This window comes from Rhodopirellula sp. SH410, assembly GCF_055811895.1.
Genome location: NZ_CM147949.1, coordinates 6,998,852 through 7,013,160 on the forward strand (window position 1 = coordinate 6,998,852; position 14,309 = coordinate 7,013,160).

The 14,309-nt window shown below is 55.1% G+C and carries 14 protein-coding genes; 6 read left to right on the forward strand and 8 right to left on the reverse strand.

The window, feature by feature from the left end; translation table 11 throughout:
* Positions 1-23 precede the first annotated feature (23 nt).
* Positions 24-572, reverse strand: coding sequence for a membrane or secreted protein (locus tag SH410x_RS25550; RefSeq protein ID WP_473672006.1), 549 nt, complete (start codon positions 570-572; stop codon positions 24-26).
* Between the two features lie 187 nt (positions 573-759).
* Between SH410x_RS25550 and SH410x_RS25555 the strand changes: the two genes are divergently transcribed.
* Entirely contained in the window at positions 760-2,376 is a 1,617-nt protein-coding gene (locus SH410x_RS25555) for a TolC family protein (RefSeq protein WP_473672008.1), read from the forward strand.
* A gap of 72 nt (positions 2,377-2,448) precedes the next feature.
* Here the strand turns inward: SH410x_RS25555 and SH410x_RS25560 are convergent, their stop codons facing one another.
* Both SH410x_RS25560 and SH410x_RS25565 read right to left on the reverse strand, forming a co-directional pair.
* A complete protein-coding gene (locus SH410x_RS25560) occupies positions 2,449-3,030 on the reverse strand; it encodes an RNA polymerase sigma factor (protein WP_473672009.1) in 582 nt (193 codons plus the stop codon).
* 198 nt (positions 3,031-3,228) lie between these two features.
* On the reverse strand, positions 3,229-3,945 hold the full coding sequence (locus SH410x_RS25565; RefSeq protein WP_473672011.1) for a hypothetical protein: 717 nt from the start codon (positions 3,943-3,945) through the stop codon (positions 3,229-3,231).
* An 871-nt stretch (positions 3,946-4,816) separates the two neighbouring features.
* Here SH410x_RS25565 and SH410x_RS25570 point away from each other — a divergent pair.
* From SH410x_RS25570 to SH410x_RS25585, 4 genes are all read left to right on the forward strand, one after another.
* The gene (locus SH410x_RS25570; protein ID WP_473672013.1) at positions 4,817-5,398 is read left to right on the forward strand and encodes a PepSY-like domain-containing protein; all 582 of its coding nucleotides are present in this window, start codon (positions 4,817-4,819) and stop codon (positions 5,396-5,398) included.
* A gap of 75 nt (positions 5,399-5,473) precedes the next feature.
* Positions 5,474-6,151, forward strand: a complete 678-nt coding sequence (locus SH410x_RS25575; protein ID WP_473672015.1) for a response regulator transcription factor — start codon at positions 5,474-5,476, stop codon at positions 6,149-6,151.
* Positions 6,148-7,560 carry an ATP-binding protein gene (locus SH410x_RS25580; protein ID WP_473672017.1) on the forward strand — a complete coding sequence of 471 codons (1,413 nt, stop codon included), beginning with the start codon at positions 6,148-6,150 and terminating at the stop codon, positions 7,558-7,560. The genes SH410x_RS25575 and SH410x_RS25580 overlap by 4 nt, the downstream gene beginning before the upstream one ends.
* Positions 7,561-7,680: 120 nt before the next feature.
* Entirely contained in the window at positions 7,681-7,866 is a 186-nt protein-coding gene (locus SH410x_RS25585) for a hypothetical protein (protein WP_473672018.1), read from the forward strand.
* A 156-nt stretch (positions 7,867-8,022) separates the two neighbouring features.
* Here SH410x_RS25585 and SH410x_RS25590 read toward each other — a convergent pair whose 3' ends face one another.
* Complete coding sequence (locus tag SH410x_RS25590) at positions 8,023-10,527, reverse strand: heavy metal translocating P-type ATPase (protein ID WP_473672020.1); 2,505 nt, start codon at positions 10,525-10,527, stop codon at positions 8,023-8,025.
* 25 nt (positions 10,528-10,552) lie between these two features.
* Between SH410x_RS25590 and SH410x_RS25595 the strand changes: the two genes are divergently transcribed.
* Positions 10,553-10,774 (forward strand): hypothetical protein, encoded by a 222-nt coding sequence (locus SH410x_RS25595; protein ID WP_473672022.1) that lies wholly within the window; start codon positions 10,553-10,555, stop codon positions 10,772-10,774.
* 97 nt (positions 10,775-10,871) lie between these two features.
* On the opposite strand, the gene SH410x_RS25600 is transcribed toward SH410x_RS25595, so the two are convergent.
* The 4 genes from SH410x_RS25600 to SH410x_RS25615 are packed head-to-tail and all read right to left on the reverse strand — an operon-like array spanning position 10,872 to position 13,895.
* Positions 10,872-11,312, reverse strand: coding sequence for a universal stress protein (locus SH410x_RS25600; RefSeq protein WP_473672024.1), 441 nt, complete (start codon positions 11,310-11,312; stop codon positions 10,872-10,874).
* A gap of 26 nt (positions 11,313-11,338) precedes the next feature.
* Positions 11,339-11,542 (reverse strand): BON domain-containing protein, encoded by a 204-nt coding sequence (locus SH410x_RS25605; RefSeq protein ID WP_473672026.1) that lies wholly within the window; start codon positions 11,540-11,542, stop codon positions 11,339-11,341.
* The gene (locus SH410x_RS25610) at positions 11,539-13,002 is read right to left on the reverse strand and encodes a PP2C family protein-serine/threonine phosphatase (protein WP_473672028.1); all 1,464 of its coding nucleotides are present in this window, start codon (positions 13,000-13,002) and stop codon (positions 11,539-11,541) included. Before SH410x_RS25610 ends, SH410x_RS25605 begins: the two co-directional genes overlap by 4 nt.
* Before the next feature lie 2 nt (positions 13,003-13,004).
* Entirely contained in the window at positions 13,005-13,895 is an 891-nt protein-coding gene (locus SH410x_RS25615; protein ID WP_473672030.1) for a hypothetical protein, read from the reverse strand.
* Positions 13,896-14,309 lie beyond the last annotated feature (414 nt).

The following is a 14,309-nucleotide window of genomic DNA, read 5'->3' on the forward strand; positions in this document are numbered from 1 at the left end:
TGAAACTGCCTAAACAGTTACAATCACAGTCGCCAGATACAGAGCTGGATTTGAGAGAAATGGGGCCGCATGAAATCCTCGCTACGAACGCTGCTTGGGCGTTGTGGAAGAAGCGGGCCACCGAAGAGGTCATCCAATTCCGAGTGTCGGATTGCAACCGAGTCTCGGATCGGAAGCGTGGGGCGAGCAGGCGCAGACTCTCCCAGCGGCGAGCTTTCCACTCCGCAACGACAGGTGGAAGTGAGTTCGACGTCCGCAATTTCGCCGCTCATGGCCACATCCGAATCCGCAGCAACCGAGGGTTCGGCTGTACTGATTGTGATGACCTGGAGTTCCAGGATTTCGTCGGACTGCGTCATCTCAACAGAGCTGTCTGCCGCGCTGTCTGATTCTGCTTCGCCCATGCAGCAAGTTTTTTCGGCCGCGGCAGGTTCGCCGCCATCGCAGCAAGAGCACTTCTGTTCCGGTGAGGCGACTTGGCAGCATCCACAGCCGTCGCAAACGTAGGCGGAAGCACACTTCACGCTGCAATCATTCGCAAGGGCCAACGCAATCCCCGGCTGAATCATCATTACGACGATCAGTGAAAGATTAGCGACAGTGCGAATTAAACGCGAGCGATACACCTGGTTTTCCCGAAACAGATACCTGGACCCGGTATGCCAAAGTATATCGCAAATCGGGCTCAAAAGTTCAAGACGGATTTCAATTCGTTCTAAACTTTGTAATCGAAGAGTAACTGGATGGAGCCAGTTTGTCATGCCACAGCGTCAAAAAAATAATATTTCTAGCTCACGAAAACGCCGATTTCTGGCGTTATCGCTGATCGCATGCTCCACAGGTGGCTGTGCCACCGGACCGTCGAAAACCAGTTTGGCGACGCACGCGACATCGCCTCCGGTAGTCAGCCGTATAGCTCCGGAAGCCGCCGGGAATGACGCCAAGGAGCAATCCAGTGGGGAATTATCCGACCTTCGATCGGTCGGATACGAAGACGTTCAATTGGTAAATGACAGCAACGAAGGTGCTCCGGTCTTCGCTGCGCCCGTAGCGCAACCTCAAGTCAAAATTGTAGAAAAGCCATTCAGCAAACTTCTCGAAACAGGCGGCGAGACGAGCGACAGTGACTCCCAGCCTCCCTCCCCCTCTCCCACTCTTCCCTTCTCCCAACCTTCCCACTCTGGCCAACCGGTCGACTACTTTGTGCAGCAAGCCCTGGTCACACACCCCAGCATCCGAGCAGCCCGTCAACGGGTCCAAGCCGAAATGGACCGAATCCCGCAGGTCACCGCCCTGCCTGATCCGCAGTTCAACAACACGTTCTGGCCTTTAGAGAACAATGCAACCCAAACGGCAGCGGGTCGCGTCGCCAACCAAATGTCGCTGCAACAAGGCGTGCCGTTCCCAGACAAACTACGCACGAAGGGTGCTATTGTCAGCCGCGAAGCTCAGATGGCTCAGGCTGAACTCGAGGGCATCGAACGACAGATCACCGAATCGGTTCGCCTTGCTTATTATGAAGTTTGGTACGCGACTCGAGCGATGCAGATCATCGAGGAAACCCGGGATCTCGTCGACGACCTGACCAGGGTCGCCGAAGCTCGCTATCGTTCGGGCGGCACACAGCAAGACGTACTCCGCGCTCAACTAGAGATCGATCGGTTGGACGATCAGTTGGTTCAGCTTCGGCGACAAAAAGAGGTTTCTCAAGCTGACCTCGCGGCGTTGTTGCAACAGCCCGTTTCATTGATGGCCGAAGCAACGGAAGAACTCGGCGTTGCCGACGCACCGATGCAGCTTGACGCATTGATTGCGCAGGCCGAGCAGTGCAATCCCAATCTCCGTGGGCTCGCAGCCGAAATCCAACGCGATCGCCAAAAGCAGAAGCTTGCTTGTTTGCAACAGTATCCCGACTTCATGGTGGGGTTGAATTGGGGCATCATCAGCGACAACCATAATGTGATCAGCCCCGTCGCCAACGGCAACGACAATCTCAGCATTAGCTTCGGCACGACCCTGCCGATTTGGCGAGAAAAGATCAATGCAGGTATTCGCGAAGCCAGCCGCCGCACGAGCAGCACCCAAGATAGGCTCGAGGCCGAACGGTATGAGATTTACGGTCGTTTGCGCCGCCTGCTCGCTCAAGCAGACTCGCTTGTCGAGCAGACCGATATCTACCAAACGCGACTCGTTCCGCGAACGGAAGACACGTTGAAATTGGCGATCGCCGACTATCGCGGCGAGCGCACCGACTTCTTTACGCTCGTCGAAACCTACCGGGAGCTATTGATGTTCGAGACCCAGCTCGCGCGTATCAATGCCACGCTTGCCGGCACGATCGCCCAAATTGACCGCACCGTCGGCTGCCCGTACTGAGACACGGAGAGGGGGAGACATGGAGACTTTGATCCCGTTTTCTCTTTGCCTCCCCCTCTCGCCTCTCTCTTCTCAACCCCACCCGAGCCTCTCAACGTGGTCACGCAACTCGCGTCGCGCTCGATTCAATCGCGACCCGACCGTGCCCTCGGGAATGTCCATGATCACAGCGATCTCGGCGTAGGAAAGCTCCTGCACTTCTTTCAGTGTGAGCACAACACGTAGCTCCGGCTCCAGCTTGGCGAGGCCAGCATCGAGTATCTCTGCATCCTCCATGCGTAGTTCACTTTGACTCGCTTCGGATTCCGGGTCGAGGCTGAGTGAGTCGACCTCATGTCGTCTACGACGTCGCAGCAATTGCAAAGCCTCGTTGGTCGCTACTCGATAAATCCATGTTTCGAGACTTGACTTACCGCTGAAGCGATCAAGCTTGCGAAAAACCTGCATGAACGTCAACTGCATAGCATCGTCGGCGTCCTGCCGCCCCACCACGCGAACCAGCAACGCATAGACGCGGATGCTACACAGCTCGTACAGCTGTTCCATCGCATCGTGGTTTCCCTCGATACACCGGCGAACCAGCACTTCGGTAGTTGCAGAGTCAGCGGTCGCTTCAGCCAATTCCTGGTCGTTCGTTTTGCGTGGGTTGCTCAACAAGTGGCACTTTCAGGCTAACAACAGAGTACCGAGCTGTATGGCACAAGAAATAGAACCGCGAACCAGCTTAAACATACCCGGAAAGGGTATCAAGGGCGGGTTGCTGCTTACATCGAGACGAATATCGCATCGTGGATATACCGCCAACACAGCCTTACTGTGTCTTCGTTCGATTCGATTTCGACAACTGGGACGTCACGCAACATTGGGGTGCTTCGATTCGTTTTGCTCATGCGATTGGTGGCCAATTGCTTGGCGAATACGACTTGAAAGCCGGAAGAGGTCGCCGCCATACTCGATCAGTTGTTCGATACCCAGGAAGTCAGCCATCGCGTAGTCGTAGATAGCCACTTCAACATCATACAGTATGACCTGCGTATCCACGCCGAACGTCGCGAGCCTCGGAGCCAACTGCCACGCATTTAAATACGGAAACGCGAGCGATGCCACGATCACCCTTGGCTGATAGGTGCCGCAGGCTTTGATCGCATCGGTTGATGCCATGGCTCGCACGACGCGATAGCCAGTTTCGATCAAGTCTCCAGCCAGCCGAGCGTAAACCTCATCACATGGCTCGATGACGAACGCGACTGGCTGCAGGCTTGATTGGCCACGTCGACGCGGTTGGGGAAGCGGTTCGCGGGTTTGCCGCGTCGATGTCGAACGGCGCTGTGAGGCCGGTCGTTGTGCCTGGATGACGGTCGATATTGATCGTGCGATCCTGATGCCATTCAATTGTTCGGTCACGATAAAGGTGCCGTTGCAGTGACCACACGCGACACTCTCGCCAATGAGTTGCTGACGTATCTTCGTGGGGCGTCCGCAAACTGGGCAGTCGATTAGGAGTGGCTCGCTGGTCGTACGCTGATACATTGCGGTTGCGACGGGCGCATATTGTTCTTGCATGATCATATAGAAATCACTTTCCGTTTGAGAATGTCGTATAGTTTGCTTCCGTGGGGCGAACGTCGAAAGGACGTCCGCTACAAACGAAAACGACACAAGAAAACGCAAAGCGAGGAGCCCGCCAGAACGACGGGCGACGCCTGTGCTGTCACGAGAGATAGTGAATGACCGGTCCGGTATGAAACGCGAACTCGTTCGCTCGCGAAGTTCAGCGACGGTGCCTCTGACTGCGGCTTTAAGCCTTGGTCAGGCGACGCCTCCCGGCACCCACACGGACAAGGTTGACTAGGGGGTAATGGATCCATCCCGCAGCAATACTCCGACGCACACTCGCCACCAGTGACGGATGTGCCCGTTTTTGATGGGCATTGTTCGCACTTACAAGTCGAGGGCTGCGGCGCCCCCGCCGAGAAAAGGACGACGGCGATTAGAGCTGAAAGTTTCATCAGGCTAAAGAACATTGGGTTCATGTGATCGTCCGTGATCGCGAATGGGTCAACGCCCTGGTCTGGGGCCGGTCTCGCGTGGTTGGATGCACCGGCAGCTTCGGTCCTTCACGAAATTGCGAAAAATTTGGCGAACGACTTTTTTTGTGATTTGTTGCCGATCAGGTTGGCGTGAAGTCGATCGCTGGGGCGACAGATCGGAGCAGCGGAGTTTCCTCCAGTTAAACTTGGTGAAATTGGTGGATCGAATCGGTTTTTCCTTTTCTTCTCATCTTCCTCTCATTTGCCATTCCTAAGATGTCACTGATGTCGCGATTCAGGACGTCTGATTGCGAATGAATTCGTCGCTGGCTTCGTCGCCTGACATTGAGTGAAATCACTGATTTCTGGCGATACAGTCTGCTGACTACTCTCTCTTGAGGAAGAATGTAATGTTGAAACGAATCGTACTCTCGCTGGTATTGGCGACAACGGCAACGTCGGTCTCGTGGGCGTTGTTCGAGGAACGCGAGGAAAAGAGCGAATCCTCTGAGTCCGCAAAGATTCAGTTGGATCAGACACCGGCGGCGGTCCAGAAGGCGATCCGCAAGGCCGCTGGTAAGGCCAAAATCACGAAGGTAGAAAAGGAGACCGAAGACGGTCGGACCTGCTACGAGGCTGGTTGGAAGGTGGGTGACGTCGATCAGGAAGTTGTCGTCAGCAAAACGGGGGACGTCATGGAAACGGAAATGGCCCTCACTGCAGATGCCGTTCCCGCAGCCGTTCGAAAGGCTGCCGCGAAACACTCTCCGAAAGGAGCAACCACCAAATTTGAACTCAAGACCGTGACGCTTTATGAGATCGAAGTCATGGTTGACGGCCACGAAACCGAAATGCTCGTGGACGCTACCGGCCGCGTGGTAGAACTGGAAGCTGACGATGAACACGACGAAGTCGACGCCGATGAGGAACACGAGGACGATGATGATGATGATGGCGACGACGACGATGATAACGAAGAAGAAAATGAGTAGTTTCTACTGAGTATCTGTAGAGAGATTTGGTTTCCAGGGCGTGCCACCGCGTCCATTGCAGTCGTAGGCAATTCTGTGCGTGTATTGGTAATCGAGGACTACGAACCGGTTCGCAGCGCGGTCGTACAGTCGCTCACAGAAAATGGCTTCGCGGTCGATGATGCGGAGGATGGAAACGCCGGCATGTGGCTGGCGAAGTCCGGGGAACACGACGTGATCGTCTTGGACATCATGTTGCCGAATATCTCGGGAATCGAGATACTCGAATCGATGCGGCAGCAACAACTGCACACGCCCGTGCTGTTGTTGACGGCCGCTGACGAAGTCGACCAGCGGATTCGCGGCCTCAATAGTGGAGCGGATGACTATCTGGTAAAGCCATTTGCGATGGCGGAACTGATAGCGCGAGTGCGCGCGTTGGTCCGCCGCAGTTTTGGCGATGGTGTGTCGATCATCCAGGTCCGGGATCTCCGCATCGATACCTCTTCACGATTGGTGTATCGCGGCGACAAAATCGTTGAACTGAGCGCTCTCGAATACAACTTGCTCGAGCTGCTGGTTCGGCGGCGAGGCACAGTGGTTTCCCGAACCGATATCTGGAAGAGTCTTTACGATATGGACAGCGATGCAACAAGCAACGTGGTGGATGTCTACATCGGTTATCTGCGCAAAAAGCTGGACCTGCCCGGCGAACCGTCGCTGATTGTCACCCGTCGCGGCCACGGCTATCTCATCGAGAGCAGCGATTCATGATCCAGTCCCTGCATGCACGTCTGATCACATTGATTGGAATCAGTGTGATGATCCTGTTCGTGATTAGCGGTTGTGCTGTGTGTTGGTTGATCGAAGCATCGTTGTGGGCTGAATTTGATCGCGGGCTACGCGACCACGTGGAATCACTCAGCCAACTGGTGGAACGCGATCAGCAGAAATTGGTCTTTGAGTGGCAAGAGGCTGGCGGCGTCACTCCGCGAATTGACGACAAATGTGAGGTATTGGAGATCTGGGATGCTGGCCACCTTATCCTTCCACTAGACGATCAACCCGCCCGGCTGAGCATTCCTCCCGGCACATACGCGGGAATTTTCAGCGTCCAGCTCGCGGGAAATCAGCCGGGACGTGCCGTGATATTGACGTTCCAGCCGCGTGTTGAGAGCGAAGCTGTGGAGTTCGGTGCTGGCGATGGAAAACCGTCAGCTGATGTCAGAATGGTGTTTGCCCGTCCCACTGCACGCCTCGACGCCACGATCAATCGTGTACGAGGAGTTCTGGCTGCCGTTGGAATCGGTGGTGTTCTGGCGACACTCGTCATCGTTTGGTTTGCGGTCGGCTTGGGCCTCAAGCCGATTGATCGCACCGCGGCTGAGATCGCGGCAATTGGCTCCGAGTCAATCGATAGACGTATCGGCGACGAGAACGATCAGCCTTGGGAACTGCGGCCGCTGACACAAACCATCAATCGGTTGCTCGCACGGCTGCAGGCGACGCTCGAACATGAACGCTCCTTCTCTGCCGATGTTGCCCATGAGTTGCGGACCCCGATGGCAGGATTGCGTGCCAAACTCGACGTTGCCCTCGCCAGGTCTCGGTCGGTCAGCGAGCACGAACAAACTCTGGAAAAGTGCATGGCGATCACCCTGCAAACCTCAGCGATCATCGAAAGCCTGTTGGCGACGACCAAGCTCACCCAGCGAGATTCAGCGAAGACATCGATTGACCTGCGGCGAGTACTCCTCGACATGATCCAATCCAGCGACGACGTAATGAACGAACGTCAATTGACCGCTTCGACTGATCTCCCTAACGACTTGATGATTCTGGGGCAACCCACGGCCATCAAAATGTTGCTCCGTAATTTGATCGACAACGCGCTGGCGTACGCCGACGTTGGCTCGGCGATCAATATCTCCGCCCACGAGTCACCAGAGTCATGGCAGGTACGGATCAGCAACGCAGCTCGGGGCTTTCCTGCAAGCGAAATTGAAAGAGTCTTTGAGCGATTTTGGCGTGCCGATACATCGCGAACGGCGACGGGTCACCATAGCGGACTGGGGCTGCCGCTATGCAAGCGACTAGCCGAATCACTGGGTGGACAGATCCACACTTCATACTTGGAGCAACAGTTCATCGTTGAGGTCGAGTTCAGCAAACGCGGTGTTTGACACATCTGGGATTCTCTGAAGATTTACGTGCCGAACTCATCGTGCTCTCATAAAGCGACTCTATCATCGCTTAAGGAACTATTATTTCACGAAGCAGAGCGATTGAACACGGCAGAAAATATGAGTGTCAGTAAGGTCCCCGAGATTACCTTGCTATTTTGCTTCATCAAGATCGCGGCGACAACCTTGGGCGAGATTGGAGGGGACTCGCTCGACGTTGACTACACGTTTGAGGGAGAAGCTGATTCAACGACCGAATCGACGTTCGTAAAAACTGAATCACACAGCTATCATCAAGGCAAGTGACCTGCGCCTTAATGGAAGGCTTGGTACATACGAATACACACAGTATTGATCTGAAGGCGTGACGAAACCTGTCCGCCCGCTGTGCTGGTGAAATCTTGGCCGAATGATAACGCATCGCTCCGTGTCGAGCGATCGTTGCGAAAGAATAGCTAAGCACTATTTTTCATCGGTTGAAGACGATTTGTAAGCCAACAACCTCAGTGCATTGAAGACGACGACGAGGGTACTGCCCTCGTGCAGTGCGACGGCGGGACCAATATTGAGACCTAGAATCGTCGCGGGCACCAGAAACGCAACCATGCCTAAACTCACCCAAAGGTTCTGACGGATGATGCGGCGAGTGGCTCGACTGAGGCCGATGGCAAGTGGCAGGTGATCGAGATTGTCTGCCATTAATGCTACGTCGGCGGTTTCCAGAGCCACATCGCTGCCAGCCGCCCCCATTGCGATGCCGACCGACGCGGATGCCATTGCAGGGGCATCATTGACGCCATCGCCGACCATCGCAACGCCGCCTTCACTTTGCAGTTTCTTGATCTCGGCGACTTTGTCGTCGGGCATCAAGTCGCCAATCGCTTCGTCAAGGCCGACTTCTTTGGCGACCGCGTCGGCGACTTGTTGGTTGTCGCCAGAGATCATGATCATTCGCTCGATGCCGAGTTCACGCAGCCGAGCAATCGTTCGCTTGGACGCTTCGCGAGGGGTATCCATCAGCCCAATGACGCCGAGGTAACGGTCGCCGCGACGAACGATCATCGTGGTACGCCCATTCTGTTCGAGTGAATCAACAGTCGAACGCACGCTATCGGGAAGCGGTGGGCCATCGACTTCCGCGAACAAGTCGTCCTTCCCCACATGAACCAACTCCCCTTCAACCATCGCCTGAATCCCACGCCCGGTAATGCTCTTCAAGTCAGTCGCAGCCGGAGAATCTCCCCCACTCCAAGACCTCCCCTCTCCCAACTTCTTCGTCCCGTCGCGGACGACGGCCTTCGCCAACGGGTGTTTGCTGAGTTCCTCGACTGCGACGGCAATCCGCAGGAGTTCGGATTCGTCTACCCCATCGGCGGTGCGAACGTCGGTTACCTTGGGATCGCCTTCGGTCAGCGTTCCGGTCTTATCGAATGCAATCGAGTCAAGTCCACCAAGACTCTCCAGTGGCCCGCCACCTTTGACAAGGATGCCTCCGCGAGCAGCCCGAGCGACGCCGCTTAGCACGGCACTGGGCGTGGCAATCGCGAGAGCGCACGGACTCGCCGCAACCAGGACTGCCATCGCTCGATAAAAAGAATCGCTAAAACTCTCGTCGATGACCAACGGTGCAAAAATCAGCATAACGACCCCGGTGATAACGGTCGGGACAAAGTATCGCTCAAACTTTTTAGTGAACTTCTGCGTCGGTGAAACTCGCGTTTCCGCCTCACCTACCATCGTGACGACGCGGGCGAGCGTGTTCTCCGCAGCAGTCTTTGTTACCTGCATTTCGATTGCCCCAGATTGGTTGATCGTCCCAGCGAAGACACGATGTTCAGCGGAAAGTGATTCGGGAGCAGCCGCTGCGACGTTGACGTCGTCGACCGGGCGTTTGTCGACGGGGACACTCTCGCCGGTAATGGGCGCCTGGTTAATGCTCGATTCACCTGCGATGACGAATCCATCGGCGGGAACCCGTTCATCGGGTTTGATGACAACGACATTACCAACGACCAGCTCTTCGACGGGAATTTCCATTTCCGTGCTGCCTCGACGAACACGCGCTACTTTCGGCGCGAGTTCCGACAAAGCTTCGATGGCGCGCTTAGCTTTCCCCATTGCATAGCCTTCCAGCGCATGCCCGATGCTGAATAAGAACAGCAATAGAGCACCTTCGGCCCACGCACCGAGTGACGCTGCACCCGCCGCCGCGACGATCATCAGGAAATCGATCTCGAACTTACTCGATCGAATCTTTTCGATCGCTTCGGTGACGGTGTAGTAACCGCCGAACAGGTAGGCCGTGATATAACATCCCAGCGGAATCCATTCGTTCAGTTGAGCAAAAGTCTCGATCAGCCATCCGACCAGTAAGAACACGCCACAGAGGATTGCAAAGACCAGTTCGGACTTCGGACCAAAAATGCCGCCATGTGCATGATCGTGACTGGCATGGTCGTGATCATCATCGTGGACTTCCTTGTCGTGTTGGTGCCCCTCGTGCTGGTCGGCAACGCTGGTGGGCTTTGACGCCCATTGCCCGAAAGCATCCTCAATAGCTTGCTCGGATGTTTGGCGCCGGTCGTACTCGACACGCACCGCACCGTCCGGTGAAACAGCGGCTTCCAGAACGCCTTGAATCCTTGATAGTCGGGCTTCAATGGCCGACGCCCGACGGGAGTGCATCGCGTCCGACTTGCCAAGCCAGTGTCCATATTGCTGATCCAACTGCGATCCAGTTCGCCTGGCCAGTTCTCGGACATCGCCCGTGGAAACTACGTTGCTGTCGTAGTGAATGCAGATACTTTGCGGATCGTCATCAGACGAATGTGTCACGTGAGCTGCGTCAACACCAGCTCTCGATACAAGCAAATCGGTCAGACGCTGGATGCAACGATCGTTCGCGTCGGTGACCGATGGCAAGAGCAATCTCATCTCGATCTCGTGTTTATTCAATTCTTCTGGCATAGGTCAGTTTTGTCAGTAGGCTAAGATGCTTGTTACTATTTATATGAATCTGATACAGCGACCGGCTGAGACGCTGACGTCTCAGCACGATATCGCCCTATTCGTCAGGGTTGGCAACGTCACGATCATTCAATCAAGCAATTATCATGCCCGCGAGCACACGCTTGTTGTCGCCAGCACTGTACATCGCGACACAGGTGATGAAGATAGTGCCTGCGTCCGGCAGCAAGTTCGGTTCGTGGATTAGTTCATCATTAGGTTTGTCAACCCGAATCGGAGTGTTTCGTCGAAGTGCTCGCAGGTCCGGTAGCTCCACCACGATGGCGGACCTAACGTTTCGTAGATCAACGAACCTCCGCATTGCAGGTTAGTACCGGGCAGGTTGCATGACGGACGACATGCTCCGCGACGCTGCCAAGCAGGAATCGTTCGAGGCCGCTGCGACCGTGGGTTGACATCACAATTAAGTCAATGGCCGTGTCTCCTACAAATGTGACGATTTCTTCACCAGCGACACCGCGAAGCAGTACGTGTTCGTAAGCCACAATCGGGTCATCCGGCGTAACGCCCCTAAGTTGTTCCGACAGTTCGTCATGATCTGGAACAACGGGTGGCAACGCGGTTGCGGCTCCAGCCGGTGGAAGGACCGTGACCGGCACGGTCGTTTCAGCGACATGGACAATGAATAGTTTGGCCTGATATTTTGCCGCGAGACCACTGGCCAAGGCCAAAGCACGCTTCGAATCATTTGAAAAATCAGTCGTGTACATTAGTTTTTTGAACATAAATGTCTCCTTTAGTATCGACGTCGTTACCTAATTACAGTTATCTCGCTAAGGACTTCTTGCACGCCGGGAGTGGTGCGGGCGATCGCGACCACCAATGCACGGTCATTGATGTCGCTGACGCTACCGGACAGCGTGACTTGTCCTGTTCGCCCATTGCCAACCCGAATGGTCCCAAAGCCAAACCGATGGACGATGCGTTCTACTTTTTGATGCAGTTCTTCTTTCATGACTGGGGCGTCTCCGAGCACGGTTGCTGTTTGGCGTCGATGCGGCGGCATTCGGCGATCAAGAATGTGACATCGTCCTCAATCGGCGCGGTGCCGCGATGTGCCGTGATTTCTCTTTCCAAATGAGCCGCAAAGTCTTCAATTTCACGCGAGTGGCTGTTGTTGAACAACTCCGCCAGTCGTGATCGACCGAACTGCTGGTCGTTAGGATCATGCGTCTCCGCAACACCGTCGGTGGCCAACAACAGCCGGTCACCGGGCAACAAGCTATGATGTCTCGTTGTCCAACACGCGGAGGGATCAATACCCAACGGGATGCCAGTCGCGTCCAGCTTGTTTAGCCTCCGTTGGGTGGTCAGCAAGATCGGCTCATGTCCCGCACTGGCGCAGGACAGTTCTGCCTTCTCCGGATTCCATCGCAGGATTGCTGCGGTCGCAAACTCACTGTCGGAGAGATATTGCGGGAGTATCCGATTGACGCGATTCATGATTCCGCCTGGATCGGTCGTCCCACCTGCTGCGGAGTCGATCACCATTTTCAACACCGCCGCACTGATCGCAGCGGGAATGCCATGCCCGACCAAATCCGCGATGTAGATCAACCACGACTTGTCCCGCATTTGCATGACACCATAGATATCTCCCGCAACATCTTCGGCTGGCTTAAAACGAGTTGCAAACGCCAAGCCGGGAACACTGATACGCCGCGGTAGCAAATGATTTTGAATGTCGCGAGCTCGTCGCATGGCACCGATTCGGTCGACTTCCGCATCACGCAGCGATTTCGCCATCCGGGCAATCTCAAAACTCAAGTCGTTCAGCTCACGACTGGCAAACGAAGGCGGTTCCATGTTGAAATGGTTTGACTGGAGTTGTTCAACAGCTTCAGTCAGTCGTCTCGTCGGGTTGGCGATCAAGCGAACCAAGACGATGTCGACGATAATGGCCGCAAGTGAAGCCAGACCTAATATACCACTAAGGTGAATGAACGTTTCGCCTCTGGCACTACGTCGAATCTCGGCGGCCCGCTCGGTAACTGCGACCTGCAAGTCGCTGGCTGCATATCGACCAACGATCACATCTCCTCCCTGACCGAGAGTTGGTTCGCTGTTCTGTTGGGTGCCCGGTCCTGTATGGGTGTGCAGTCGCTTACCATTCCACCGCACGTCGATCCAGTGTCCAGGCGTATCCGGTCCTGCGGTTTCCGAGCAACTGCTCTCCAGGAAAGCCGTGATCGCGGTCTCGTCATCGGGATCGCCCAGATTCAACAGTGCGTTGCCGATCACGCCGGCTTCATCACTGAGCGTGGTCCGCCGAGCTTCGGTCGCCCGCCGCATTTCGACTCGATAGTCGCTGACGAGCAAAGCGACGACCAATATCGCTAGCGGAATGTTGACCGCCAGCAGCAGCAAGGTGACCGTGGGATACGATCTCGACCGGTTTTTGGTGATATTATCCAAAATCAAATCTCGCCCGCGAGACGCTTCTCAACGATCTGCAAGATCTCTTCGCAAACGAACTCACGCGTAAAAACGGGTTCTATGTCGCGCTCGTTGGGCTGTGGAAAGTTCAATAGAACGACCGGCACCGAAATAAGCTTCGGGTCGCTTTGCATGACTTCAGCGACGCCATCACCACTGCCCCAAAGCAGATGCCGATCCAGGACCAGGATGCCGAACGTTTGATCGCGGAGTGCCGACAAACAGGACAGGCCATCGGTTGCCACGGCCACCCGGTAGCCCGCGGCTTGAAAGGCGTCGGCATAACGGAGACGTTCCTCGTGATTCCCGATCGCAATGAGCAGTGAACAAGCATTTGGTTGCCTCGATGGTCCTGTTGCGGCCGGTTGCAAATGAGCTGCGAAATGGTCTTCCACGCGTCTATTTTCGTCATCAGCCGAGTGTCGATTTCCATAACAAACAGCGAAGTCATTTGAAATATCGACGGATACCTCAAGACGCGATTGAGATGGCAGGATTTGACTCACATGTTGTTCGATGAGACGCTGGAGCTCATACTCATCAATTCGTTGTTTAAATCCTTCGACGGTACCATGACTTGCCTCGATGGGAACGCACTCCACGAGGATGGTAGGGATCGTACCGATGCGATCTTCGTTGAGCATCGCTTCGACAATCCCCTCACCATTTTCCCCTGGTAAGTTGCGGTCAACGATCAACAATGCATAAGCATTTATGCGAAGTTCCTGCAAGCAGGCTAACCCATCCTCCACTTCGACCACCGTCAACCCTTCATCGCGAATTCGTTGAGCGTAATCACGGCGGATCGTTAAGTCGGCGATCGCCAACAGCACGGTGGGCGCTGTGTCGGTTTGCCGCTCCGTCGGATGCATTGGTGGGTCATGTCTAACGACTGTTACCTCATTGCCTGAGTGAAGGCTTTGGATGGATAGAGGGACACCACTGGGGTCATCACGCCAACTTGGGGTTTCTGACGATGTTGGCTGAGCTGAGGCGGTGACATTTGATGTGTAAGATGATGCGACTTCGTCTTTACTGGTTTCATCTTTGTGGGCGAACATTACGTGCTCCATGTCGAACATTGGTTCCGGGGTGATGTTTTTTGCGCTGGTCATGATCGCGGTCATCAAATCAGAAAACGACATAGCCAAGCACATCGACCGAGACTCCTATCAAGCGAACAGAGCATGGGACGCCTCAGATGCTCCGAGCCTCCCAACACTTCAATCGCCTTGGCTGCAAGTTCGGTGAAAGGAGATGTGCGGGCAAATTGGCGTCCCGATAAT

Coding starts and splice junctions, on each gene's coding strand:
- SH410x_RS25550 (WP_473672006.1), bottom strand. CDS start 572: ATGATGATTCAGCCGGGGATTGCGTTGGCCCTTGCGAATGATTGCAGC.
- SH410x_RS25555 (WP_473672008.1), top strand. CDS start 760: ATGCCACAGCGTCAAAAAAATAATATTTCTAGCTCACGAAAACGCCGA.
- SH410x_RS25565 (WP_473672011.1), bottom strand. CDS start 3,945: ATGATCATGCAAGAACAATATGCGCCCGTCGCAACCGCAATGTATCAG.
- SH410x_RS25570 (WP_473672013.1), top strand. CDS start 4,817: ATGTTGAAACGAATCGTACTCTCGCTGGTATTGGCGACAACGGCAACG.
- SH410x_RS25580 (WP_473672017.1), top strand. CDS start 6,148: ATGATCCAGTCCCTGCATGCACGTCTGATCACATTGATTGGAATCAGT.
- SH410x_RS25585 (WP_473672018.1), top strand. CDS start 7,681: ATGAGTGTCAGTAAGGTCCCCGAGATTACCTTGCTATTTTGCTTCATC.
- SH410x_RS25590 (WP_473672020.1), bottom strand. CDS start 10,527: ATGCCAGAAGAATTGAATAAACACGAGATCGAGATGAGATTGCTCTTG.
- SH410x_RS25595 (WP_473672022.1), top strand. CDS start 10,553: ATGCTTGTTACTATTTATATGAATCTGATACAGCGACCGGCTGAGACG.
- SH410x_RS25600 (WP_473672024.1), bottom strand. CDS start 11,312: ATGTTCAAAAAACTAATGTACACGACTGATTTTTCAAATGATTCGAAG.
- SH410x_RS25605 (WP_473672026.1), bottom strand. CDS start 11,542: ATGAAAGAAGAACTGCATCAAAAAGTAGAACGCATCGTCCATCGGTTT.
- SH410x_RS25615 (WP_473672030.1), bottom strand. CDS start 13,895: ATGCATCCGACGGAGCGGCAAACCGACACAGCGCCCACCGTGCTGTTG.